General features: G+C 59.9%; 21 protein-coding genes. 16 read left to right on the top strand and 5 right to left on the bottom strand.

From position 1 onward, the window contains the following. The first annotated feature begins 158 nt into the window (after window positions 1-158). The 5 genes from ACSFE6_RS03220 to rlmF all read left to right on the top strand — a co-directional run bounded on the left by ACSFE6_RS03220 (window position 159) and on the right by rlmF (window position 8,087). Window positions 159-971, top strand: coding sequence for a cytochrome C assembly family protein (locus ACSFE6_RS03220; RefSeq protein ID WP_435426241.1), 813 nt, complete (start codon window positions 159-161; stop codon window positions 969-971). 12 nt (window positions 972-983) lie between these two features. Further along, window positions 984-2,219 (top strand): HlyC/CorC family transporter, encoded by a 1,236-nt coding sequence (locus tag ACSFE6_RS03215; protein ID WP_435426240.1) that lies wholly within the window; start codon window positions 984-986, stop codon window positions 2,217-2,219. 230 nt (window positions 2,220-2,449) lie between these two features. Further along, window positions 2,450-3,766, top strand: coding sequence for an MFS transporter (locus ACSFE6_RS03210; RefSeq protein ID WP_435426239.1), 1,317 nt, complete (start codon window positions 2,450-2,452; stop codon window positions 3,764-3,766). A 212-nt stretch (window positions 3,767-3,978) separates the two neighbouring features. Further along, entirely contained in the window at window positions 3,979-6,825 is a 2,847-nt protein-coding gene (locus ACSFE6_RS03205) for a valine--tRNA ligase (protein ID WP_435426238.1), read from the top strand. 233 nt (window positions 6,826-7,058) lie between these two features. Further along, window positions 7,059-8,087, top strand: a complete 1,029-nt coding sequence (rlmF, locus tag ACSFE6_RS03200; RefSeq protein ID WP_435426237.1) for a 23S rRNA (adenine(1618)-N(6))-methyltransferase RlmF — start codon at window positions 7,059-7,061, stop codon at window positions 8,085-8,087. A 185-nt stretch (window positions 8,088-8,272) separates the two neighbouring features. On the opposite strand, the gene ACSFE6_RS03195 is transcribed toward rlmF, so the two are convergent. Beyond that, on the bottom strand, window positions 8,273-8,554 hold the full coding sequence (locus ACSFE6_RS03195) for an HU family DNA-binding protein (RefSeq protein ID WP_404633715.1): 282 nt from the start codon (window positions 8,552-8,554) through the stop codon (window positions 8,273-8,275). A gap of 407 nt (window positions 8,555-8,961) precedes the next feature. Between ACSFE6_RS03195 and yejK the strand changes: the two genes are divergently transcribed. Both yejK and ACSFE6_RS03185 read left to right on the top strand, forming a co-directional pair. Beyond that, entirely contained in the window at window positions 8,962-9,966 is a 1,005-nt protein-coding gene (gene yejK, locus ACSFE6_RS03190) for a nucleoid-associated protein YejK (protein WP_435426236.1), read from the top strand. Next, the gene (locus ACSFE6_RS03185) at window positions 9,966-10,316 is read left to right on the top strand and encodes a glutaredoxin family protein (protein WP_435426235.1); all 351 of its coding nucleotides are present in this window, start codon (window positions 9,966-9,968) and stop codon (window positions 10,314-10,316) included. The genes yejK and ACSFE6_RS03185 overlap by 1 nt, the downstream gene beginning before the upstream one ends. 145 nt (window positions 10,317-10,461) lie before the next feature. Here the strand turns inward: ACSFE6_RS03185 and ACSFE6_RS03180 are convergent, their stop codons facing one another. The 4 genes from ACSFE6_RS03180 to ACSFE6_RS03165 all read right to left on the bottom strand — a co-directional run bounded on the left by ACSFE6_RS03180 (window position 10,462) and on the right by ACSFE6_RS03165 (window position 13,051). Next, a complete protein-coding gene (locus ACSFE6_RS03180; protein WP_435426234.1) occupies window positions 10,462-11,397 on the bottom strand; it encodes a glutathione S-transferase family protein in 936 nt (311 codons plus the stop codon). Between the two features lie 88 nt (window positions 11,398-11,485). Further along, entirely contained in the window at window positions 11,486-11,794 is a 309-nt protein-coding gene (locus ACSFE6_RS03175; protein ID WP_435426233.1) for a GIY-YIG nuclease family protein, read from the bottom strand. Window positions 11,795-11,834: 40 nt separating this feature from the next. Beyond that, a complete protein-coding gene (locus tag ACSFE6_RS03170) occupies window positions 11,835-12,305 on the bottom strand; it encodes a nuclear transport factor 2 family protein (protein ID WP_435426232.1) in 471 nt (156 codons plus the stop codon). Between the two features lie 113 nt (window positions 12,306-12,418). After that, the gene (locus tag ACSFE6_RS03165; RefSeq protein WP_435426231.1) at window positions 12,419-13,051 is read right to left on the bottom strand and encodes a response regulator; all 633 of its coding nucleotides are present in this window, start codon (window positions 13,049-13,051) and stop codon (window positions 12,419-12,421) included. A 493-nt stretch (window positions 13,052-13,544) separates the two neighbouring features. Between ACSFE6_RS03165 and ACSFE6_RS03160 the strand changes: the two genes are divergently transcribed. The 9 genes from ACSFE6_RS03160 (at window position 13,545) to ACSFE6_RS03120 (ending at window position 22,264) form a co-directional block, all read left to right on the top strand. After that, complete coding sequence (locus ACSFE6_RS03160) at window positions 13,545-14,168, top strand: DUF1120 domain-containing protein (protein ID WP_435426230.1); 624 nt, start codon at window positions 13,545-13,547, stop codon at window positions 14,166-14,168. 32 nt (window positions 14,169-14,200) lie between these two features. Further along, window positions 14,201-14,824, top strand: a complete 624-nt coding sequence (locus tag ACSFE6_RS03155) for a DUF1120 domain-containing protein (protein WP_435426229.1) — start codon at window positions 14,201-14,203, stop codon at window positions 14,822-14,824. A 171-nt stretch (window positions 14,825-14,995) separates the two neighbouring features. Next, a complete protein-coding gene (locus tag ACSFE6_RS03150) occupies window positions 14,996-15,619 on the top strand; it encodes a DUF1120 domain-containing protein (RefSeq protein WP_435426228.1) in 624 nt (207 codons plus the stop codon). Between the two features lie 96 nt (window positions 15,620-15,715). After that, entirely contained in the window at window positions 15,716-16,345 is a 630-nt protein-coding gene (locus ACSFE6_RS03145) for a DUF1120 domain-containing protein (protein ID WP_435426227.1), read from the top strand. A gap of 47 nt (window positions 16,346-16,392) precedes the next feature. Continuing rightward, on the top strand, window positions 16,393-17,103 hold the full coding sequence (locus tag ACSFE6_RS03140) for a fimbria/pilus chaperone family protein (protein WP_435426226.1): 711 nt from the start codon (window positions 16,393-16,395) through the stop codon (window positions 17,101-17,103). A gap of 132 nt (window positions 17,104-17,235) precedes the next feature. Next, window positions 17,236-19,698, top strand: a complete 2,463-nt coding sequence (locus ACSFE6_RS03135; protein WP_435426225.1) for a fimbria/pilus outer membrane usher protein — start codon at window positions 17,236-17,238, stop codon at window positions 19,696-19,698. 10 nt (window positions 19,699-19,708) lie between these two features. Continuing rightward, window positions 19,709-20,851: a DUF1120 domain-containing protein gene (locus tag ACSFE6_RS03130; protein ID WP_435426224.1), complete on the top strand. Its 1,143-nt coding sequence runs from the start codon at window positions 19,709-19,711 to the stop codon at window positions 20,849-20,851. A gap of 78 nt (window positions 20,852-20,929) precedes the next feature. Further along, window positions 20,930-21,550, top strand: a complete 621-nt coding sequence (locus ACSFE6_RS03125; RefSeq protein ID WP_435426223.1) for a DUF1120 domain-containing protein — start codon at window positions 20,930-20,932, stop codon at window positions 21,548-21,550. 72 nt (window positions 21,551-21,622) lie between these two features. Further along, a complete protein-coding gene (locus tag ACSFE6_RS03120) occupies window positions 21,623-22,264 on the top strand; it encodes a DUF1120 domain-containing protein (protein WP_435426222.1) in 642 nt (213 codons plus the stop codon). Window positions 22,265-22,304 lie beyond the last annotated feature (40 nt).

Here is a 22,304-nt window from a genome sequence, read left to right as displayed (position 1 = left end):
GACTAAACATGTGCTCGGCGAGCCTGCGGCGTGGGCAGGTCGCGGATTATAGCGAAGACTGCGGTCGGCGGACACCTCGCCGTCAGCTTGCCCGGTCTTTCGTGCCGCAGCGATTCTATGCCAAACTCAGCGACTTTCGGGCTTGCCTAACAGGACTTATGCTCCCCTTGTCACCCAGTTTGCTGACTACCCTCGCCGCCGCCTTCTTATATGCCGCTGCGACTCTCTATCAGGGCACTCGCCTGGCCACCTGCGCCAAGGCCAACAAACGCCTGCTGGTCACGCTCGGCGTCCTCGCCGTGCTGGCCCATGGCGCCAGCCTGCTCGCCCACCTGCTGACCCCGTTCGGCCTTGCCATGGACTTCTTCAGCGCCTCCAGCCTGATTGCAGCCGCAGTCATTGCGTTGACGCTGCTGGCCTGTTCACGGATCCCGGTGGAAAACCTGCTGGTGCTGCTGTTTCCGCTGGGCGCCATCACGGTGCTGCTCGCGCAATTCGCCCCGGCCGGCACGGTGCAAGTGATCGACGAGGAACCGGGCATCCTCGCCCATATCCTGCTGTCAATCCTCGCCTACGGCATGTTCACCATTGCGGTGTTCCAGTCCTTGTTGCTCCTGATTCAGGATCATCAACTCAAACACAAGCACCCGTCGGGACTGATCAAGAACTTCCCGCCCCTGCAAACCATGGAAAGCCTGCTGTTCGGCTTCCTCTGGGCCGGCTGGACGCTGTTGTCGATGTCGCTGATCTCCGGCTGGGTGTTCGTCGATAACCTGTTCGCGCAGCACCTGGTGCATAAAACCTTGCTGGCCTGCCTGGCCTGGGTCGTCTTCAGTGTGTTGCTCTGGGGCCGTAACCGCCTCGGCTGGCGCGGACACAAGGCCATTCGCTGGACCCTCGCCGGTTTCTGCCTGCTGATGCTGGCCTATTTCGGCAGCAAGCTGGTCCGTGAATACATCCTGCACATCTGACGGGCGGCATTAATGGACGACTTGCCCTTAGGGCCGATGCTCGCAGTAGTGGCCCTGCTGATTTTGTGGTCGGGCCTGTTTTCCGCCATTGAATCCGCCCACCTGCACGTACTGGCCAAGCGTACGGCCTCGCGCTCGGGCGACAAGCCACTGGCCAGGCTGAATTTTCCGCTCAACAGCCTGATTTTCTGCAATACCCTGTGCCGAACGCTGGTGGTGGTCATTTGTACCTTGCTGGCGATTTTCACCTGGGCCGAGAACGGTCCGTGGGTGGCCTGCCTCGGCGCAGGCGCCATTTTACTGGTGTTCGCCGATTACGTGCCTCGAGCCCTCGCCGCCCGCCATCCGGATGCGATCCTGGCCCTGGGCAACACCCTGCTCCCCGTACCCTTGAAAATCATTTACCCGGCAGCCTGGCTGCTCGATGCCGTCAGCCGGTTATTGATGCGCCCGTTTGCCCGCACAGTCAAAGTCGTGCAACAGAGCGAAGACGAAGCGCCCAAGGAGCGCCACGACGACCGCGAACCCGCTGTCTGCCGCCCGCACTCGCTGCCAGGCATCCATGCGCTGGATAACATCACAGTCAACGACATCCTCGTACCACGCAGCGAAGTCGACGGAATCAACCTCGACGATCCGATCGAGGAGATCATCGAGCAATTGCGCAACAACAAACGCACGCGCCTACCGGTGTTCCACAGCGACATCAACCAGGTCGAAGCGGTGCTCAACACCCGGCAAATCGGCCATTTGCTCCCCGACAGCAGCCTGACGCTGGAAGCGCTGCTGGCAGCCAGCCGCGAGCCCTACTTCGTTCCGGAAAGCACCCCCCTGCAATTGCAGCTACTGAACTTCCACAAACAGCAGCGACGCCTGGGCATGGTCGTGGACGAGTACGGCGAAGTGCTCGGCATCGTGACCCTGGAAGATATTCTCGAAGAAATCGTCGGCGAGTTCGAAAGCCAGCAAAGCCTCGACAACCCGCATATCCATCCACAGGCAGATGGGCGCCTGGTGATCGATGGCGCCGCGTCGATCCGCGACCTGAACAAGAGTCTCGGCTGGCACCTGCCAAGCGACGGCCCGAAAACCCTTAACGGCCTGGTGACCGAGGCACTGGAAACCATTCCCGAGAGTGCGGTATGCCTGAAAATCGGCCGTTACCGGCTGGAAATCCTTGAGACAGAAGACAATCGCGTCACGCGGGTGCTGGTCTGGCAGACAGCCATTGCAAAATCCGCTGCCTGAAATCCGACCTGCAGGAGCCGGCTTGCTGGCGATAGCACTCTTGAAACCCTATCGCCAACAAGCCGGCTCCTACAGAGCTTGTTGATTCGTTAGCCTCCTTCCTATAATCGAGCCGCTTACCCAAGCCGCTCTACCCCGTGCTACCCGCACCCCGCTGCAAACCCACATCCCTGGGTGTTCGACCATAATAATTCGCTCCACCGGGGCACATGACTGTCAGGGATAACCGCATGACGACCAGCACGACTTACAGCGACTCCACGCCTGCGCAACCGACGAACTCCGCCACCCGCGTGGCTACCGCGAGCTTCATCGGCACCGCCATCGAGTTCTACGACTTCTACGTCTACGCCACCGCCGCGGCGCTGGTGATCGGTCCGGTGTTCTTTCCGCAGACCTCCGGCACCGCACAAATGCTTTCAGCTTTTCTCACTTTCGGCATTGCCTTCCTCGCTCGCCCCTTGGGCTCGGCGCTGTTCGGACACTTTGGCGACCGCATTGGCCGAAAATCGACCCTGGTGGCTTCTCTGCTATTGATGGGGGTGTGCACCACGCTGATTGGCGTGCTGCCAGGTTACGACAGTATCGGTGCCTGGGCCCCCATCCTGCTCTGCGTGCTGCGTTTCGGCCAAGGCCTTGGTCTGGGTGGCGAATGGGGCGGTGCAGCACTGCTGGCCACGGAGAACGCCCCCAAGGGCAAGCGCGCCTGGTTCGGCATGTTTCCACAGCTCGGCCCCTCCATCGGCTTCCTCGCAGCCAATGGCCTGTTCCTGACGCTGGCCATGCTCCTGAACGACGAACAATTCCGCTCCTGGGGCTGGCGCATTCCGTTCCTGCTCAGCGCCGCACTGGTAATGGTCGGCCTGTACGTGCGCCTCAAACTTCACGAAACACCAGTGTTCGCCAATGCGGTGGCCCGCGAGGAACGGGTGAAGATCCCGCTGATCGAGCTGTTCAGCCAGTACTGGCTGCCGGTATTGCTGGGCGCCGGCGCGATGGTGGTGTGTTACGCGCTGTTCTATATCTCGACCGTATTCTCCCTAAGCTATGGCGTGGCCACGCTCGGTTACAGTCGCGAAACCTTCCTCGGCCTGCTGTGCTTCGCCGTTCTGTTCATGGCCGCAGCCACGCCACTGTCGGCCTGGGCCAGTGATCGCTTCGGGCGCAAACCGATCCTGATCATCGGCGGCGTACTGGCGATCCTCTCCGGGTTCCTGATGGAGCCACTGCTGACTCAGGGCTCCACCTGGGGCGTCGCCCTGTTCTTGTGCATCGAGCTGTTTCTGATGGGCGTGACCTTCGCGCCGATGGGCGCACTGCTACCAGAGCTGTTTCCGACTCATGTGCGCTACACCGGTGCTTCGGCAGCCTACAACCTGGGCGGGATCGTCGGTGCGTCGGCGGCACCGTTCTTTGCGCAGAAACTGGTGGCGATGGGCGGTTTGAGTTATGTCGGCGGGTATGTATCCGGGGCGGCGGTACTGAGTTTGATTGCAGTGCTGTGCCTGAAAGAAACACGGCATAACGATTTGAATCGCATCGGCTGATAGATAGCTTTTCGCGAGCAGGCTCGCTCCCACAGTGACCGTACACTTCTGTGGGAGCGAGCCTGCTTGCGAAGGCGTCCTGACCGACAAAAAATCCCCGGCCAGTCACGAATTTTCCCGTCCCCGCTGACGCCTCGCTCTACGCGTAACAGTTTATCCCCGCTATACTCATCGGCTTTTCCTGAATAAATGCCAATAGGGTCCCGCCGCGCATGGATAAGACCTACCAGCCGCACGCCATTGAAACTTCCTGGTACAACACCTGGGAGTCCGAGAATTACTTCGCCCCGCAAGGCGCGGGCGAGTCCTACACCATCATGATCCCGCCGCCGAACGTCACCGGCAGCCTGCACATGGGTCACGGCTTCAACAACGCGATCATGGACGCCCTGATCCGTTTCCGCCGCATGCAGGGTCGCAACACCCTGTGGCAGCCGGGCACCGACCACGCCGGTATTGCCACGCAAATGCTGGTGGAGCGTCAGCTCGAAGCCCAGGGCCAAAATCGCCATGATCTGGGCCGCGACAAATTCCTTGAGAAAGTCTGGGAGTGGAAGGATCAGTCCGGCGGCAACATCAGCCGCCAGATCCGTCGCCTCGGCTCGTCCGTGGACTGGAGCCGCGAGCGCTTCACCATGGACGACGGCCTATCGGAAGCCGTTAAAGAAGCCTTCGTGCGCCTGCACGAAGACGGCCTGATTTACCGCGGCAAGCGCCTGGTCAACTGGGACACCAAGCTGCACACGGCGATTTCCGACCTCGAAGTGGAAAACCACGACGAGAAGGGGTTCCTGTGGAACCTGAAATACCCACTGGCCGACGGCGCCAAGACCGCTGAAGGCAACGATTACCTGATCGTCGCGACGACCCGTCCGGAAACCATGCTCGGCGACTCCGCCGTGGCCGTTAACCCGAACGACGAACGCTACAAAGCCCTGATCGGCAAATTCGTCGAGCTGCCACTGGTTGGCCGCCGCATTCCGATCATCGCCGACGATTACTGCGACCCCGAATTCGGCACCGGCTGCGTGAAAATCACCCCGGCCCACGATTTCAACGACTACGAAGTCGGCAAGCGTCACAACCTGCCGCTGCTGAACATCTTCGACAAGAACGCCAACGTCCTGCCAGCGGTTCAGGCGTTCAACCTCGACGGCACGCTGAACGAAAGCATCGACGGCAAGATCCCGGCCGAATACGCCGGTCTCGAGCGTTTCGAAGCGCGCAAGCAAATCGTTGCCGCCTTCGATGCCGCCGGCCTTCTGGTCAGCGTCAACGATCACGCCCTGAAAGTGCCGAAAGGCGACCGCTCCGGCACCATCATCGAGCCTTGGCTGACCGACCAGTGGTACGTGTCCACCAAGCCATTGGCCGAGCCTGCGATTGCTGCCGTTGAAGACGGTCGTATCCAGTTCGTGCCGAAACAATACGAAAACATGTACTTCTCGTGGATGCGTGACATCCAGGACTGGTGCATCAGCCGTCAGCTGTGGTGGGGCCACCGTATTCCGGCCTGGTACGACGAGTCGGGCAAGGTCTACGTCGGTCGCGACGAAGCCGAAGTGCGTGCCAAGCACAACATCGGCCCGGACGTTGCGCTGCAGCAGGACAACGACGTACTCGACACCTGGTTCAGCTCGGGCCTGTGGACCTTCTCCACCCTCGGCTGGCCGGAAAAGACCGAATTCCTGAAGAAATTCCACTCCACCGATGTGCTGGTGACCGGTTTCGACATCATCTTCTTCTGGGTTGCCCGGATGATCATGCTGACCATGCACCTGATCAAGAACGAGGACGGCACGCCGCAGGTTCCGTTCAAGACCGTTTACGTGCACGGCCTGGTGCGTGATGGCCAGGGCCAGAAAATGTCCAAGTCCAAGGGCAACGTCCTGGACCCGCTGGACATCATCGACGGCATCGAGCTCGAAACACTGGTGCAGAAACGCACCTCGGGCCTGATGCAGCCGAAACTGGCGAAGAAGATCGAGAAAGCGACCCGCGACGAGTTCGCCGAGGGTATCGCCAGCTACGGCACCGACGCCCTGCGCTTCACCTTCTGCTCGCTGGCGTCCACCGGTCGCGACATCAAGTTCGACATGGGCCGCGTCGAAGGCTATCGCAACTTCTGCAACAAGATCTGGAACGCCGCGCGCTACGTGCTGGACAAGGGCGAGGACTGCGGCCAGAACGGCGAAGCCTACGAACTGTCCCTGGCGGATCGCTGGATCATTTCGCAATTGCAGCGCACCGAAGCCGAAGTGACCCGTCAGCTGGATCAATTCCGTTTCGACCTGGCCGCACAAGCCTTGTACGAGTTCATCTGGAACCAATACTGCGACTGGTACCTGGAGCTCTCCAAGCCTGTGCTGTGGGACGAAAACGCGCCGGTCGAACGTCAGCGCGGCACCCGTCGCACCCTGGTTCGCGTACTGGAAGTGGCCCTGCGCCTGGCGCATCCGTTCATGCCATTCATCACCGAAGAAATCTGGCAGCGCATCGCGCCGCTGGCCGGTATCGAAGGCAAGACGATCATGTTGCAACCTTGGCCAGTGGCCAATGAAGCACGCATCGATCAGGCGGCCGAAGACGACATCGAATGGCTCAAGGGCCTGATGCTCGGCACACGCAACATCCGTGGCGAAATGAACATCGGCCCGGGTAAACCGCTGCCGCTGTTCCTGAAAAACGTCAGCGCCGAAGATCAGCGTCGCCTGAGCGAAAACGAAGCGTTGCTGAAGAAACTGGCACGCCTCGAATCGATCACCGTACTGGCCGCTGGCGAAGAAGCACCGCTTTCGGCGACTGCCCTGGTCGGCGAGATGGAAGTGCTGGTGCCGATGGCTGGCCTGATCGACAAAGGCGCGGAACTGGCGCGTCTGGACAAGGAAATCCAGCGCCTGCAAGGCGAAGTGCAGCGCGTCGGCGGCAAGTTGTCGAACGCCGGGTTCGTCGACAAGGCACCCGCTGAAGTGATCGAGAAAGAACGCGCCAAACTGGCCGAAGCCGAACAGGCTCTGGGCAAGTTGGCGGAGCAGCATGCGCGGATTGCCAGTCTGTAACGGCGAATCGCAATGAAAGAGGGAGGCCCGTAATGGCCTCCCTTTTTTTGTGCCCGTCACTTGTAGGAGCGAGCATGCTCGCGATGAACCAGAGAGCACCGCTGGGTGTCAGGCTTCCAACGTTATCGTTGACGTCCATCGCGAGCATGCTCGCTCCTACAGGGTTCGGCGTACCGGGCACCAATGTGGGACAATGCCCGCCACTTTCAGTCATACCCGAATCGACCCCGCCCATGAACGCCCCTCGTACACCCAAACCTGCGCGCAAAAAGCCTGAGACCGTGGCCCCGGTCAAAGCCGTCGAACCCAAGGAGAAAGCCAGCCTGCATCCGCGCAATCGCCACCAGGGTCGTTACGACTTCCCGGCGCTGATCAAGAGCACGCCGGAACTGGCAAAGTTCGTGATCATCAATCCGTACGGTAAGGAAAGCATCGATTTCGCCAGCCCGGACGCGGTGCGGGTGTTCAACCGGGCGTTACTCAAATCATTTTATGGCATTGCCCATTGGGACATTCCGGCCGACTACCTATGCCCACCTGTGCCGGGACGTGCGGACTACGTGCACTTTCTCGCCGACCTGCTGGCCAGCGGCAACGACGGCACAATTCCCCGCGGGGCATCGGTAAAGGTGCTGGACGTCGGCACTGGCGCCAACTGTATCTATCCATTGGTCGGTCACAGCGATTACCGCTGGCACTTCCTCGGCTCCGATATCGATGCCACAGCCATCGCCTCGGCCAAAACCATCATTGCGGCCAACGGCTTGAACAAGGCCATCCAGATTCGCCAACAAACCAACCGCAAGCAGATTCTCCTGGGCTTGCTGGGGAGCGATGAGCAATTCGACCTGACGATGTGCAACCCGCCGTTCCACTCCTCCCTCGAAGAAGCCACCCGAGGCAGCAGCCGCAAATGGCGCGCGCTGGGCAAAGCCGATCCGAAACGCAAATTGCCGGTGTTGAATTTTGGCGGTCAGGCGGCTGAGTTGTGGTGCGAGGGCGGCGAAATACGCTTCGTTACGCAATTGATCAGCGAGAGCGCACAGGTGGGACAACAGGTGTTGTGGTTCAGCACCCTGGTGTCGAAAGCCTCGAACCTGCCCGCGATCCAGAGCGCGCTGAAAAAGGCCGGTGCACTGGAGAGCCAGGTAGTGGAAATGTCCCAGGGTCAGAAGCAGAGCCGTTTCGTGGCCTGGACCTTTCAGACCGAAGCCCAACAACTGACCTGGCGCGAACGCTGGGTGCAAAAGCCAGGTAAATGATTTGCCCCTGTGGGAGCGAGCCTGCTCGCGAAAGCGGTGGATCAGCCATCTCCTTCAGTGACTGACACTCCGCCTTCGCGAGCAGGCTCGCTCCCACAATATGATCAGGGATATTTTTGGAATATCGCACGCACAAAAAAACCGTGTCCGGATTGCTCCGGCGCACGGTTTTTTTTCACTGTGTCTTACTTGTTCACAGCGTCGGTCAGGCCTTTGGCCACAACCAGCTTGATCACTTTCTTGGCAGGGATTTCGATGGCAGCGCCAGTCGAAGGGTTACGGCCAGTACGGGCAGGACGCTCGGTCACTTTCAGCTTGCCGATACCCGGCACAGTGATTTCGCCGCCGTTTTCCAGCTGATCGGCAACGATTTGGCCCAGTTGGTCCAGAGCGTTACGCGCGGTGGTTTTTGGCGCGTCGATAGCTTCAGCGATGTCGGCGATCAGTTGGTCTTTAGTAAGAGCCATTTAGTGTTCCTTCCCTATCAAATTCATATGGATTGCAGAGTGCAGTGTCAGCCATCGAGCCCGATCTTCTGGATCTGGCACCCTCGGCGATAACCACGACGAGTCGGGTTATAGATGCCGAAATCAGGGTTTGGTTCGACCTGACATTTGCTGACTGCACGCTTAACGCAGTGACTTCGCGCAAGACCGGGCAAAACTAGCACAGAGACGGGGAAATATCCGCCTCTAGCTACCCATTTGGTCAGCTTTATTGCGCTAAATCGGGAAAAAACCGCATAAGCGCCGCCGGTCGCCCAACAATTGCCCTGCGCACCACGCCAAAAGCAGCGGTTGCGGTACACTGAGCGCTTTTTCCGGGAGCCTGCCCTGCGCGCTCCGACCAGCCGCTCAAACCAGCCGAGAAGCCCATGCCGATCCGTCATTGCATCGTCCACCTGATCGACAAAAAACCCGACGGCACACCTGCAGTTCTTCACGCTCGCGACTCTGAACTGGCCGAGTCCGCCGCCATCGAGAACATGCTTGCCGACCTCAATGAAAGCTACAACGCCAAGCAAGGTAAAGCCTGGGGTCTGTTTCATCCGGAGTCCGGCGCCTTCCCGTTCAGCGGCTGGCTGAAAGAGTACCTCGATGGCGGCCAGGACTTCACAGCCTTCAGCCGCGTGGCGGTGGAACATCTGCAGAAGCTCATGGAAGAGTCGAACCTTTCAGTGGGCGGCCACGTGCTGTTTGCACACTATCAGCAGGGCATGACCGACTACCTGGCGATCGCCCTGCTGCACCACAGCGAAGGCGTGGCGGTGACCGACGAACTGGACGTGACCCCGTCCCGTCATCTGGACCTGGGCCAGTTGCACTTGGCGGCGCGTATCAACGTGTCCGAGTGGCAGAACAACAAGCAATCCAAGCAGTACATTTCGTTCATCAAAGGCAAGAATGGCAAGAAAGTCTCGGAGTATTTCCGCGATTTCATCGGCTGCCAGGAAGGCGTCGACGGCCCGGGCGAAACCCGCACCCTGCTCAAGGCCTTCAGCGACTTCGTCGAAAGCGAAGACTTGCCGGAGGATTCCGCCCGGGAGAAAACCAAGACCCTGGTGGATTACGCCAGCAGCCAGGCCAAGCTCGGCGAACCCATGGGCCTGGAGGAACTGTCGGAACTGATCGACGAAGAACGGCCGAAAGCCTTCTACGACCACATCCGCAACAAGGACTACGGCCTGTCGCCGGAGATCCCGGCCGATAAACGGACCCTGAACCAGTTCCGCCGCTTCACCGGTCGTGCCGAGGGTCTATCGATCAGCTTCGAAGCGCACCTGCTGGGTTCGAAGATCGAATACGACGAAGAAGCCGGCACCCTGGTCATCAAAGGCTTGCCGACCTCGCTTACCGATCAGCTCAAGCGCCGCAACTGATGCTGGGCAACGTCCTCAAGAAATGCCTGCTGATCCTGTTCGTGGTAGTGGTTTACCAGAACTGGGGCAAGATCGAGCGGGTGTTCAATCCTTCACAGGTGGTGTCCGAGCAGACCCGAGCCACGGCCAAGGTCGTGCTCTACGCCACCGAGTGGTGCGGCTACTGCAAACAGACCCGACGCTTTCTCGATCAGAAGGGCATTCCGTACCAGGAATTCGATATCGAGAAAGACGCCGAGGCACGCAAGGCCTATCAAGCGCTGGGCGGTGGCGGGATACCGTTCATCGATGTGAATGGAACGCTGATTCGCAAGTTTGACCCGGATGCGATTCTGGCTGCGCTGAAGTAATCAGCTCGGTACTACTTGGCACCTGTGGCGAGGGGATTTATCGAACCGTCGCACCGCCCCGCTGGGCTGCGCAGCGGCCCCAAAAAGAGGGACTGCTACGCAGTCCAACGGGGATAAATCCCCTCGCCACAGGTGTGTGCGTGTATCAGTGGGCTGACATGCGGAAACCGAGTCGTGGAAAGTGCACATGCACCACGCCGCTACGCTCATCCTCACGGCGCAGGATCAATTCCTCGCTACCGGCAAACAGCAACTCCCCCGCCACCGGATCAACGCCGTAGTCAGTGGCCGCGATGACCACCTGCTGACCAACCTTGAACCCATTCGGGTCGATAAACCGCTCATCCGGCAAAGCTGCGGGCGTGGAATCAGATGCAACCGCCAGCGCCTCTTCCGAGCTCATCTCACTCGAAGCGCCATGTCCGAAACCCAGCACCCGCGCCAACCAGGCCGCCACCGCCGGATAGTTATCCACAAACGGTGCAGTCACCGGTGTGGCCTTGAGGAACCACAGCGGATGCGCCATGGCAAAGTCGGCAATCGACGGTTCGCCAAACAAGTAATCACCCTCCTCACGCTGCAGCTGTTGCTCCAGACGCGACATGATCGTCGGCCATTGATGCCGCGCTTGCTCTGCGGTCAACTTTGTCGCACTGCCTCCGCTGAACAGCTTGGCGCGATCAGCCAGAAACGCCTTGATCACCTCCTGCGGCAGGTGAGCGAAACGCACGGCGATCGACTCCGGTTGAAACACCAGGCTGACCGCATGCGGGAACACCACCGAATCGGCCCACGCAGCAAAGGTCGCAGCAATCATCTCCCGACCTTCCGGGAAAAACGCCGGCAAGGCTTTTTCCTGTTCCAGCCGACGGGCGATCAACGAGGTATCGCAGTAAATATCCGCGCCAATCTGCAACACCGGTGTCTTGCGGTAGCCACCGGTCAGTGCCGTGAGATCGGGCTTGGGCATCACGGGCGAGATCTTCACCGAGCGCCAGGACAACCCTTTGAAACCCAACATCAGTCGGGCCTTTTCGGCGAAGGGGGACGCCGGGTAGTGATGCAGGATCAATTCGGACATGCTCGGCTCCGCCGCACTCAGAAGGAGTCTTCAGCTTAACGCGCAATCGACGAGCAGCCTACGGATCTGCCTGATGGGAACCTATCAGTCAGATTGATGAGCTGGCGGCACTGGCCACCAGGCATTCCTTGGCGCTTTTCCTGAGCTTTTTGATTAGTCGTTCCTGGCGCAGCGCATCGCTCTTGTCGCGGCACCGTTCGGTGTAAACCAGCGCCATGGCCGGACTGGACAGAAAGAACCGTGCGCCTTTACCGCTTTGATGTTTGGCGAAGCGGCGCACGGGATCGTCGCTGACCCCGCAATAGAGCGACCCATTGGCCGCGCGCACGAGGTAGACATACCACGGTTTGCTCACCGCGCAATCGGCTTCGGCAGGGTTTTCGGTGAGGGTGGTCATGGCGCGATCAAGACATGAAAGGAAACAAGCCGCGATCTTATCAGCGACTGGCCTGGAATGCCCTCAGCCCCTTCAGCGCCTGCGCGCGAACGGCGTTGCGCACCAGTGGCGTCCAGCCCAGCAACAGGCCCTTGAATCCCAGGGCCTGACGCGACCAGCCCCACAGATCGAAGCTGTCGTGATGCTCGCAAATCCTGCCATCGCGGAAGACGAAACGTGCCTGGATGTCGTTGATCACCGTATTGCCAGTCTGGCTGAAGAGGTAGGTCGCCACCCAATGGGCGCCGCCACTGCGCTCGTCACTGCGCACGTTGTCGAAGGTCAGGGAGAAATCCTTGGCCCGTGTGGTGAGCATGCGCCACATATCTCCGGCATCGCGCCCGCGCAGTTCGCCAAACGCCGGATCGCTGAACACCACGTCGTCGGTGTAGCAGGCAGCCATCGTCTCGGCATCCAGGCGCTGGAACGCTTCGTAAAACCGGGTAATCAATGCGTTGTGGGCTTCGCTCATGTGCAGGTTCCCTGTTTGCAGAGTGGCGTCATTGGGTGGCCTGCACGATAGCCAACATCGGCACGGAACACTATCGGCATTCGTGGCGGGAATACCTTCGGGTGCACCGAAGCCTAATGCACCATGCCGCTCTCGCGTGCATATGCAAAGAGATCCACATCCGTGGAAATGCCCAGCCGTTGCATGGCCATGCTTTTCTGTTTACTGATTGTGGACACGCTGCGTTTGAAGTAGCCGGCAATTTCACTGACGGTCATGCCGCTGGCGAGCATTCTCACCACTTCATGTTCCTTGGCAGATAACAAAGGGGGCCCCGACTCGGCTTCGGCGTTTGCCTGAAGCAGCGCCTCGCGTAATGACTCGCTGATAAAACGCCGACCTTCGCTCACCGCTTTGATCGCCATGGGCAGCTCCTTTGCCGACGCGCCTTTGGCAATGATTGCCATTACCCCTTCGGCGAACGCCCTCTTCAGCGTCGTGACGTTGGAGAACATCGTAACCAGAATGATCGGCATCTCCGGGTAGCAACGTCGCACTTTGCTGAGCATCTTCAGCCCATCGGACTGCTGATGGCCGGGCATGGAAAAGTCCGTGATCAACAGGTCGCAAGGCGTGGTGGAAAGCAGGCTCAACAGGCTGTCCGGGCCATCAACTTCACCCACGATACTGCATGAGCTGTTCAGATCGATGAGCATCCGCAGGCCTATACGAACGACAGGATGGTCGTCAGCGATGATTACGCGCATTGTCGGATTTATCCTGTTTGGTGGGTGGAATGTGCGGAAAATAGCGCTGTCTAGTTGCCATCACAACGCCCCCTCTCAAGCGCAAAAAGCGCTCCGCCCAATGCCTCCGGGGGGATGATCTTTCTCCTATAAAACAAACAGAACAGCCCTACATTTTTAAGCTCTTTCGACTACACACAGGGACTACAGACGTCGTTACCAAAGAGTCAAATGGCAACCTGCAACGATCTTTCGCACGGCAAGCCTGTCATTTTCGTATTAGTTGCATTTCACCTGCTGACCTCGATGGATAGATTGCGCCCCGTCCACACCGGGCAACTTTCGAATTCTTTCATCAAGGACCCGTCACCCATGAACAGACCTTTATCCCTCCTGACCGCTGAGCGTTGGCTGTCCCATGCCGCGCCAACTGCTCATGCAGACCGAAGACTCGCTCTGCACGACTAACGTCAACACCCGGCACTGCGTGCTACCCATTCAAAGGATGACCATCATGGACAGATGCTCTGTTGCTCTATTGGCCCCCCTGTTGATCGCCTGCGCACCCGTGGCTTTGGCCGCCAGCAGCACCGACTTGAGCGTCACCGGGATCATCACCCCCAGTGCCTGCGCCCCGGTGCTATCGGACGGCGGCATCGTCGATCACGGTAAATTGACGGCCAGGGATCTCGACCCGCTGCTGCCTACCCGCTTGCCAGCCGGCGAAATGCAACTGGAGGTTCATTGCGAAAACGCGACTTTTTTCACGCTGACCACGCTGGATAACCGTGCCGGCACTTCGGCCATCAAACCCGAGTTCCACGGTTTGGGCGTGGTCAATGATGACCAGAAACTCGGCAGTGTGGCCTTCGGGGTTTTCGAGCCAGAGGCCGACAGCATGGCGGTAACGACCATCATGTCCCGCGACGGCGGCGCCAGTTGGGGGCCGTCTACTTATCTGGGGCACGCCGCACTGACGTCGTTCGCCGCCCCCAGCGCCCCACGAACACCCATCGCCATCAAAGACCTGAGTGCTCGCCTGCGCGCCTTCACCATCATTGCGCCAGCCACCGATCTGACCCTGGTCGATGAACTACCGATCGACGGGCATGCCACGTTGCAACTGAAGTACCTATAAACCCATCCATTTCCAAATTCAGGAGTTACACCATGAAAAGGACACTCAACACCCTCATCGGCGCCATGCTGCTGGTCGGCAGTGCCAGCGCTTTCGCTGCTTCCAGCGTTGATCTGACCGTGACCGGGATCATTACCCCGAGCGCCTGTACCCCGACCCTCTCCAATGGCGGGACGGTGGACTACGGCAAGATCTCCGCCAAGGATCTGAATCCTGATCGGCCGACAAACCTCGCCGTACAACAGGTACAACTGAACGTAAATTGCGACGCAGCGACTCTGATGGCCCTTGAAGCCAAGGACAATCGGGAAGGCTCGGACTTCAACAACGACACTTATGAATACGGTCTGGGACTGATTAATGGCACTGAAAAACTTGGCGCCATGTCCTTGAGATTACGAACTCCGGTAGCCGACGGCATACCGGTCAGAAACATCATTTCCGAGGACGGCGGTTCGACTTGGTATGGCGGGTCTGACCTGACGCGCCACAGCATCATCTCGGTAGCCGACACCGGCACCTTGGTACCGAAACCGGTTCAACTGTTTACCGCCGACCTCGATATCGCTCCGAAGATCGCCCCATCCAATCAACTGACCCTGACCAACGAAGTCTCCATCGACGGCTCGGTGACCCTGACCGTGCGTTACCTGTAACTCGGCGATAAACCGGGGCAGAACGTCCGGCAACAACTGTAACGACCTCTGCCCCTGCCACCGTGCAACCTCGATCCACGCAAGACCAATAGCCCCTCGGGCAGACCACGTTGCAGCTCAAGCATTTGAGTCAGACAACCTTTTTTGACATCACTACGTAGAAGCCAAACGATGAACAAGACACTCAATACCCTCTTCGGCGCCCTATTGCTGGTCGGCAGCACCAGTGCATTCGCTGCTTCCAGCGTTGATCTGACCGTGACCGGAGTTATTACCCCGAGCGCGTGCACTCCCGGTCTCGCCAACGGCGGGGTGGTGGATTTCGGCAAGATATCGGCCAAAGATCTGAACCCTAACAAGGAAACCAGCCTGCCCCGTCAACTTTTGCAACTTACGCTCACCTGTGACGCACCGACTCTGGCGGCCCTTGAAGCCAAGGACAACCGCGAAGGTTCGAACTGGACCATCGGGCAGAATGTGTTCGGACTGGGGCTGATCAACGGCGACGAAAAACTTGGCTCCTTGCAATTGATGGTGGTTTATCCGGTAGCCGATGGCGTACCGGTCAGAGTTATCAGTTCCGAGGACGACGGTTCCTCTTGGACGGCCAACCGCTACATGGCACGCAATAACATCGTAACGGTAGCCGATACCGGCACCTTGGTACCAAAACCGGTTCAACTATTAACTGCCGATATCAGTGTTATGCCGGAGATTGCCCCGACCGACCGGTTGACCCTGACCAACGAAGTGTCCATCGACGGCTCAGTCACCATGACCGTGCGTTACCTGTAACCCGACGACAAGCCCGGGAGCGGCAGGATACCCGGCGACGACCGGAAACCTTTGCCGTCCCCACCCGCACCGTGCTGACAAGGACTTCAGACCGAAATGAACAAAGCGACTTCACACCTTCTCGCCCTGCTCTGCCTGCTGAGCGTTAGACCTGCTGCGCTGGCAGCCTCCAACGTGGAGCTCAATGTCGTGGGCCAGATCACCCCGAATGCCTGCGACGTGCTGCTTTCGGACGGCGGCCTGGTCGACCACGGCAAGGTGCCGGCCCGTACCCTCAATCAATACGAGCTGAGCCCGTTGCCGGGACGGCAACTGGACCTGAGCGTGGCTTGTGACGAACCGCTGCTGTTTGTACTCGTCGGCGTGGACAGCCGGGCGGATTCGTCACTGGGGCCGGGGTTTTATTACGGCCTGGGATGGAACGTTCATGCGCCCGACGAGCGCCTGGGCACCATCAGCCTCGCCTTTCGCAATGCGGTGGCCGACGGTGAGCCGGCGCTGGTGCTGGCCTCGAGCAACCAGGGTCTAACCTGGTTCCCGGAAAACAACGCCTACCCAAACAACTACATGGGTTTCGCCAAGCCCGGCACCCTGGTGCCGGAACCTCATCAGTTGCTGGTTGCCGCGCTGCACATCAACACCTCGATCAACGCCGCGAGCTTCCTGACCCTGAATCAGGAAGTGCCGCTGGACGGTGCGATCGTGCTTGACCTGAAGTACCTGTAGCCATGCTGACTTTCCCTTTCATTGCTTCTTTCACACAGGCTTTAACCATGACTTTTTTCAACGGTGCTCGATACCTGAGCGTTTGTTTGGGGGCGTTGGTCGTGCTGTTCTGCAGCCGCGTTCTGGCCGATGGCATGGTGCCAGACACCTCGGTGGTGATCGTCAACGAGGCCGACGGCGAAGCCTCGGTGTCCGTGACCAATACCGATGCCAGCCTGGCCTTGTTGCACGTTACCCTCGAAGACATTCCCGAAGACAAGGAGCCACTGCTGTTTGTCACACCGCCGCTGGCCCGTGTCGAACCTTCCAAGAGCCAACTGGTGCGGTTCATCCTGCAATCGAACGCGCCCCTGACCACGCAGCGCTTGAAACGAGTGATTTTCGAAGGCATGCCCCAGGATCGCGCGGCGGCCCAGGCCGGGCATGCGCGCGTCGGTGTGACGGTACGCCAGAATCTGCCGGTGATCGTGCACCCCAAAGGCCTGGCGCCCAACCGCACACCGTGGACAGGCCTGACCTGGAGCCTGGAAAAAGATCAGTTGAGCGTGCACAACCCGACGCCTTATGTGGTGCGCCTGGCCCAGGAACTGCTGTTGTTGCCGGGTAATGGTTCGGCTTTATTGCCACGCACTTATGTGCTGCCGGGCGAAAGACTGAGCGTGACCACCAATGGCTCAGCCGCCACCACCGTGCGCCTGCAACCCGCCACGGTGTATGGCTTTGCAGTGCCGCATTACGAGGCGCCGATCAAATCCTGAAATCACCCAAAACAGCGCCATGAAGGAACAGTGAGCGCCGAAGTTTCCAGGCGACGGTCTTGCGGCCGTTGCCACAGGCGAGTCTGAGCCACAGCAAACAGGCCAGACGCCGGCATAACCCAAGTGAACCCCATGAACACAGTATCAATTTACCGTGATGGCGAAGCCGTGCCCGCCATTCGGCCCGCTCGCCCTCATTTGCTACCTCGGCACGTCACGCTGACGTTGCTGCTAGCCAACGCCCTGCTGGTGCTCGATGCCCGGGGTGATGCGTTGTTGCTGGCGGCATTCGATAAAAACACGCTGCTGCAGCGCGGCATTGATCCGGCGCTGGCGACCTCGCTGATGCAAGCGCCGCGCTTCACGGCGGGAAAGCATCCGGTAACGCTCACTGTCAACGGTCAACGCCGAGGCCGCGTGGATGCCACGTTCAATCGGCAAGGTGCGCTGTGCTTTGACCGTCCCCTGCTCGACAAGGCCAACCTGAATATTCCGGATCGCCTGCTGGACGATGGCCCGTGCCACGATTTTTTGGCCGCCGCACCACAGACCGTCATCGAACCGGACCCGTCCAGCCTGGCGTTGTCGCTGATCGTGCCCACCGACGCGATACGCCCGGTTACCCGGGACTTTTCCGGCTATCAGACCGGGGGGTTGGCCGGCATGCTCAACTACGATGTCACCGGTTTGCACAGCGTTTATGGCGACGACACCAGTCGCTACGCCTCGGCCAACACCGAACTTGGGTTCAATGCCGGCGACTGGATTGTTCGCAGTCGCCAGGTGCAAACCTGGCAGGACGACGTCTCCAGCACGACGCACATCGCTGCCTATGCCCAGCGCACCTTTGCCAGTCACGAAGCCGTGCTGCAGGCAGGCCAGATCAACCTCTACAACCCGGTGCTGGCGGGTGCGCAGATCACCGGCGTGCAAGTGCTCAATGAACAGGCACTGCAAGTCGAGGGGCAAAACGCGGTCATCGAGGGTATCGCCAACAGCCAGGCACAGGTCGAGGTCCGGCAGAACGGTTCGTTGATCCATTCCACCGTGGTGCCTGCCGGTCCGTTCGCGCTCACTAACGTGCGGCGCCTCAATACCCGCTCCGATGTGGAGGTCACCATCAAGGAAGCCGACGGCAGCCAACGCAGCTTCACCGTGCCGGCCGCGATGCTGGGTATCGGTTTGCCGGCACCCGGTTACTCGCTGGCGGCCGGTCGGGTGCGCAACATCGGTGATGCAGAGGGCAGCGATCCGTGGGTGATCAGCGGTGGCTGGAGCGGCGCAATCCACCCTCAGGTGTTGCTCAGCGCTGGCGTGACCAGTGCCGAGGACTATCGCGCCGCGGGCGTAGGTGTAGGCCTGCTGCCATCGCCCGACACACAGGTTCAAGCCACGCTGACGGGCGCCGACGCCAGCCGGCAATCCAATCAGGGACTTCAGGCCGACCTGAGCGTATCCCACCGTTTGAACGAACGCTGGGCACTCAATGCCGGCAGCTCCTACCGGACCCTGGGTTACCGCGAACTGGAGGACGCGGTGTTCGATAACACTGACGACGACAGCCAATCCCGTTACCGCGACCAGCAAAGCGCCGGTCTGTCGTGGGCTCACCCTTGGCTTGGTGCCTTCAGTGGTGGCTTCAGTCGGTCCAGCTCATTCGATGGCCAAAGCAGCAGCCGCGCGCTCGCCTCCTGGGGCACCAACCTTGGCGGTGTGTCGGTCTCGCTGACCGCCGAATGGCAAGTCAGCGGCGCGAACCGCAACGACGATAGCGTTTACCTGAACCTCAGCATTCCCCTGGGTGAAACCCGGCGCGCGCGTACCTGGGTGCGCAGTTCCGACGGCGACTATCGCAGCGGTGTGGGCTTGAGTGAGCAGATCAACGATCAACTGGCCTACCGGGTCGGCGTTGAACACGACACCCGAGATAAAGAAGTGCAATCCACGGTCGGTGTTTCGATGCTGCCGCGCTACACCCAACTGGACCTGAACTACACCCGCAGCGATGCCGATCGCTCAAGCTATCAGGCCAGCGCCCGTGGCGGTGCCGTTCTGCACAGTGGCGGCCTGACGTTCTCGCCTTATCCGGTCAGCGACACCTTTGCCCTGCTCTCCGTGGGTGACCTGGGCGCCATCAAAGTCTCGACACCGAGCGGCCCGGTGTGGACCGACTGGCAAGGTCAGGCGGTGGTCCCGCAGGTGTCGGCGTACGGGCGCAGCCCGGTGGAAGTCGATACCAAATCCCTGCCGCGCAACGCCGATATCAGCAACGGCCTGGCAGTGATTTCCGCCGGACGCGGGGCTGTCGACAAGGTCGAGTTCGGCGTCAGCAAAACCCGTCGCGTCCTGCTCAAGGTCACCACCGCCAACGGTGCGCCCCTGCCCCGTGGCGCCGCCGTGAACACCGAGGACGGCGAGTTCGTCACCTTGGTGCAGGAAGGCGGCCAGGTGTTTCTGCCCAACGTGCTCGACATTCCTGCGCTGTGGATCAGCGCGCCAGGACTGGAGCGTTGCGAACTGCGCTTCGAGTTGCCGGCAGAGGCCGATGCCGATGCGTACTACGAAACCGCCCCCGCCAAGTGCCGAGCCCTTTGAGGATAATTGCATGAACCTGTCCCGCTGTTTGCTGACGACCCTTGTCCCTCTGGTGCTGAGCGGATACACGCCCTTCGCCTGGGCATCTGCCGACGACTGTCAGTTGAACCTGAGCCAGCCCGTGCTCGATTACGGGCTGATGAACCGGGCGATACGCCCTGATTCAGCCCCGGAGCGAAACCTCGGCGAGCGTCAGTTGAGCCTGAACCTGCGTTGTGCCAACCCCATCGACATGAGCCTGTTTTACCGGGCCATGGCGGCAACGGCCAAGCGCTTTCACTTTGCCGAACGCGGCAGCTACCAGATGCGTATTCGCGACGCGGTGCTCGACGGCCAGTCGGTGGAAGTCGGCTTGATTGCCGGCGTCGGTCAGGCGCCGGTGGAAACCGCGTCGAACCTGACCTGGCGACCGGATCATGGCGTGGTTCCGATGAAAGCTGGCGTACCCGCGCAAGGCCGCAGTTTTTCGGCGCAACTTGAATTGACGGCGTGGGTCCAGGAACAAGGGATGCAGGTGCGTGACTCGGTGACCTGGGAGACAACCGGTGTGTTCGACGCTGTCGCTGCCGGACGCACCCGCGAGACGACCCTGCGCGCCCGTTTCGCCCCGGCGGCCTGCGAACCGGTGCTGTCCAACGGCGGGCTGGTTGACTTCGGCCAGCTCTCCAAGAACGACCTGAATGTCGAAAAAAGCACGCGCCTGCCACCAAGGTCCTTGTCGCTAAGAGTCGGCTGCGACGCGCCCACCTCTTTCGCGTTGATCATGCACGACAACCGCTCAGGCTCGGCGACGGTCAACAGCGAAATTTACTACGGTCTCGGCATGGACGGCCGCAACAACAAGATCGGTCTGTATTCGCTGAACGTTGATCCAGCGGATACCAGCGCCGACAACTACGCACGCCTCTATCGAACCGACTCCACCACTGGCGGCACGGCCTGGAGCACCGCCAGCGCCAGCCCGATTCCCATCGGCCAGAACAGCTACCTGGGCTTTACCGCCAGCGTCGGCAGCACCGCGGGCCCGGTGATGATCCAGAACCTCAACACCACCGTCACCGTCGACGCCGTTATCGCCCCCACCGACAGCCTGGATTTGAGCAGTGCCATCCACCTCGATGGCGCGGGGACGATCGAGATTATTTACCTGTGACTTCAAACCCATCCTGCTGAACCCGGAGCGAAATGCCCTGGGTCAGGCGGAAAAACAACCATAGAAGTGAGTAAGAAAATGAAATACCTGTTTGCAGCACTTTCCACCACCGCACTGCTTAGCCTTGCGCCTTTTGCGCTGGCGGCTTCGAGCACTGATTTGACCGTCACCGGCACCATCACGCCGAGCGCTTGTTTACCGAGTTTGTCCGGCAACGGTGTGGTGGATTACGGCAAGATCTCGGCGAAAGACTTGAATCAAGACAGCAATACCCGACTGGAAGATCGCACGGTAACCCTGTCGGTAGCATGCGACGGCACCACGACGTTCGCGCTGAAGGGCATCGACAACCGCATCGGTTCGAGCGACCTGAATTCGATGTTCGGCCTGGGCAAAATCAATGGCACCCAAAACATCGGCAGATATTTGCTGGTCATGATGAGTGCCGTCGCTGACGGAGACGCCGTACAACCCATCAAATCCAAGGATGGACAAACCGGCTGGCACGGCCATTTGTTCTGGATGCCGGGGGATTACGCCTCGGTGGCTGCCATGGATGATTTCAGTCAACCGATCAGCGTTCAGGACCTCTCCATGGAGCTGTTGCTTCAAACCTCAATTTATAGAGCGGACGGGGTGGACCTGAGCAACGAAGTCAAAATCGATGGTTCGGCGACGCTTGAAATGAATTACCTGTAAGGCCCGCCTTTGACCCACCCGCCATACGGTAAGTAAGAGCGAGCCAGCCTCGACTGAGGATTCCCTTCTCGAATGAAAAAGCATCCCATGATGAAACGTTTCTACGCAGCGCTTTCAACCACGGCTTTGATCAGCGCGGCACCCTTTGCACTGGCGGCATCAAGCACTGACCTGACCGTCAAGGGCACCCTCACACCGAGTGCCTGCACACCGGGCTTGTCCGAAGGCGGCATTGCCGACTACGGCAAAATTGCGGCAAAGGACTTGAACCAAAATGCTGATACCTCGCTGGGACAACGCAACTTGTCCCTGACGGTCAAGTGCGAGGGTGCCACGCGGTTCGCACTGCTGAGCATCGATAATCGTGCCGACTCGACCGATGCCAACGCGGCTTTCGGCCTGGGAAAAATCAACGGTACCCAGAACCTCGGCGAGTACATGTTGAATATGCACACGGCCATAGCCGATGGCGTATTGGTACAGACAGTCAAGTCCCCGGACGGGGAAACCGGCTGGCACTACCACATGATCTGGGAGCCGGGAGAATACGTATCGGTGGCAGCCCGCAGTGATCCCGGTTACCAGCCAATCAGTGTTCAAGACCTGACCTTTGTATTGTCACTTCAAACGTGGATCAAGCCAGCCAGGGACTTGGACCTGAGCGACCAGGTGAACATCGATGGCTCGGCAACGCTTGAAATGAAGTACCTGTAACGCCCTGCCGACTTTTCCCGGAGTCATGATCCGAGCAAGG

Source organism: Pseudomonas baetica, from assembly GCF_051216495.1.
Classification (GTDB): Bacteria; Pseudomonadota; Gammaproteobacteria; order Pseudomonadales; family Pseudomonadaceae; genus Aquipseudomonas; species Aquipseudomonas baetica_B.
This window is presented reverse-complemented; position numbering and strand designations above follow the sequence as displayed.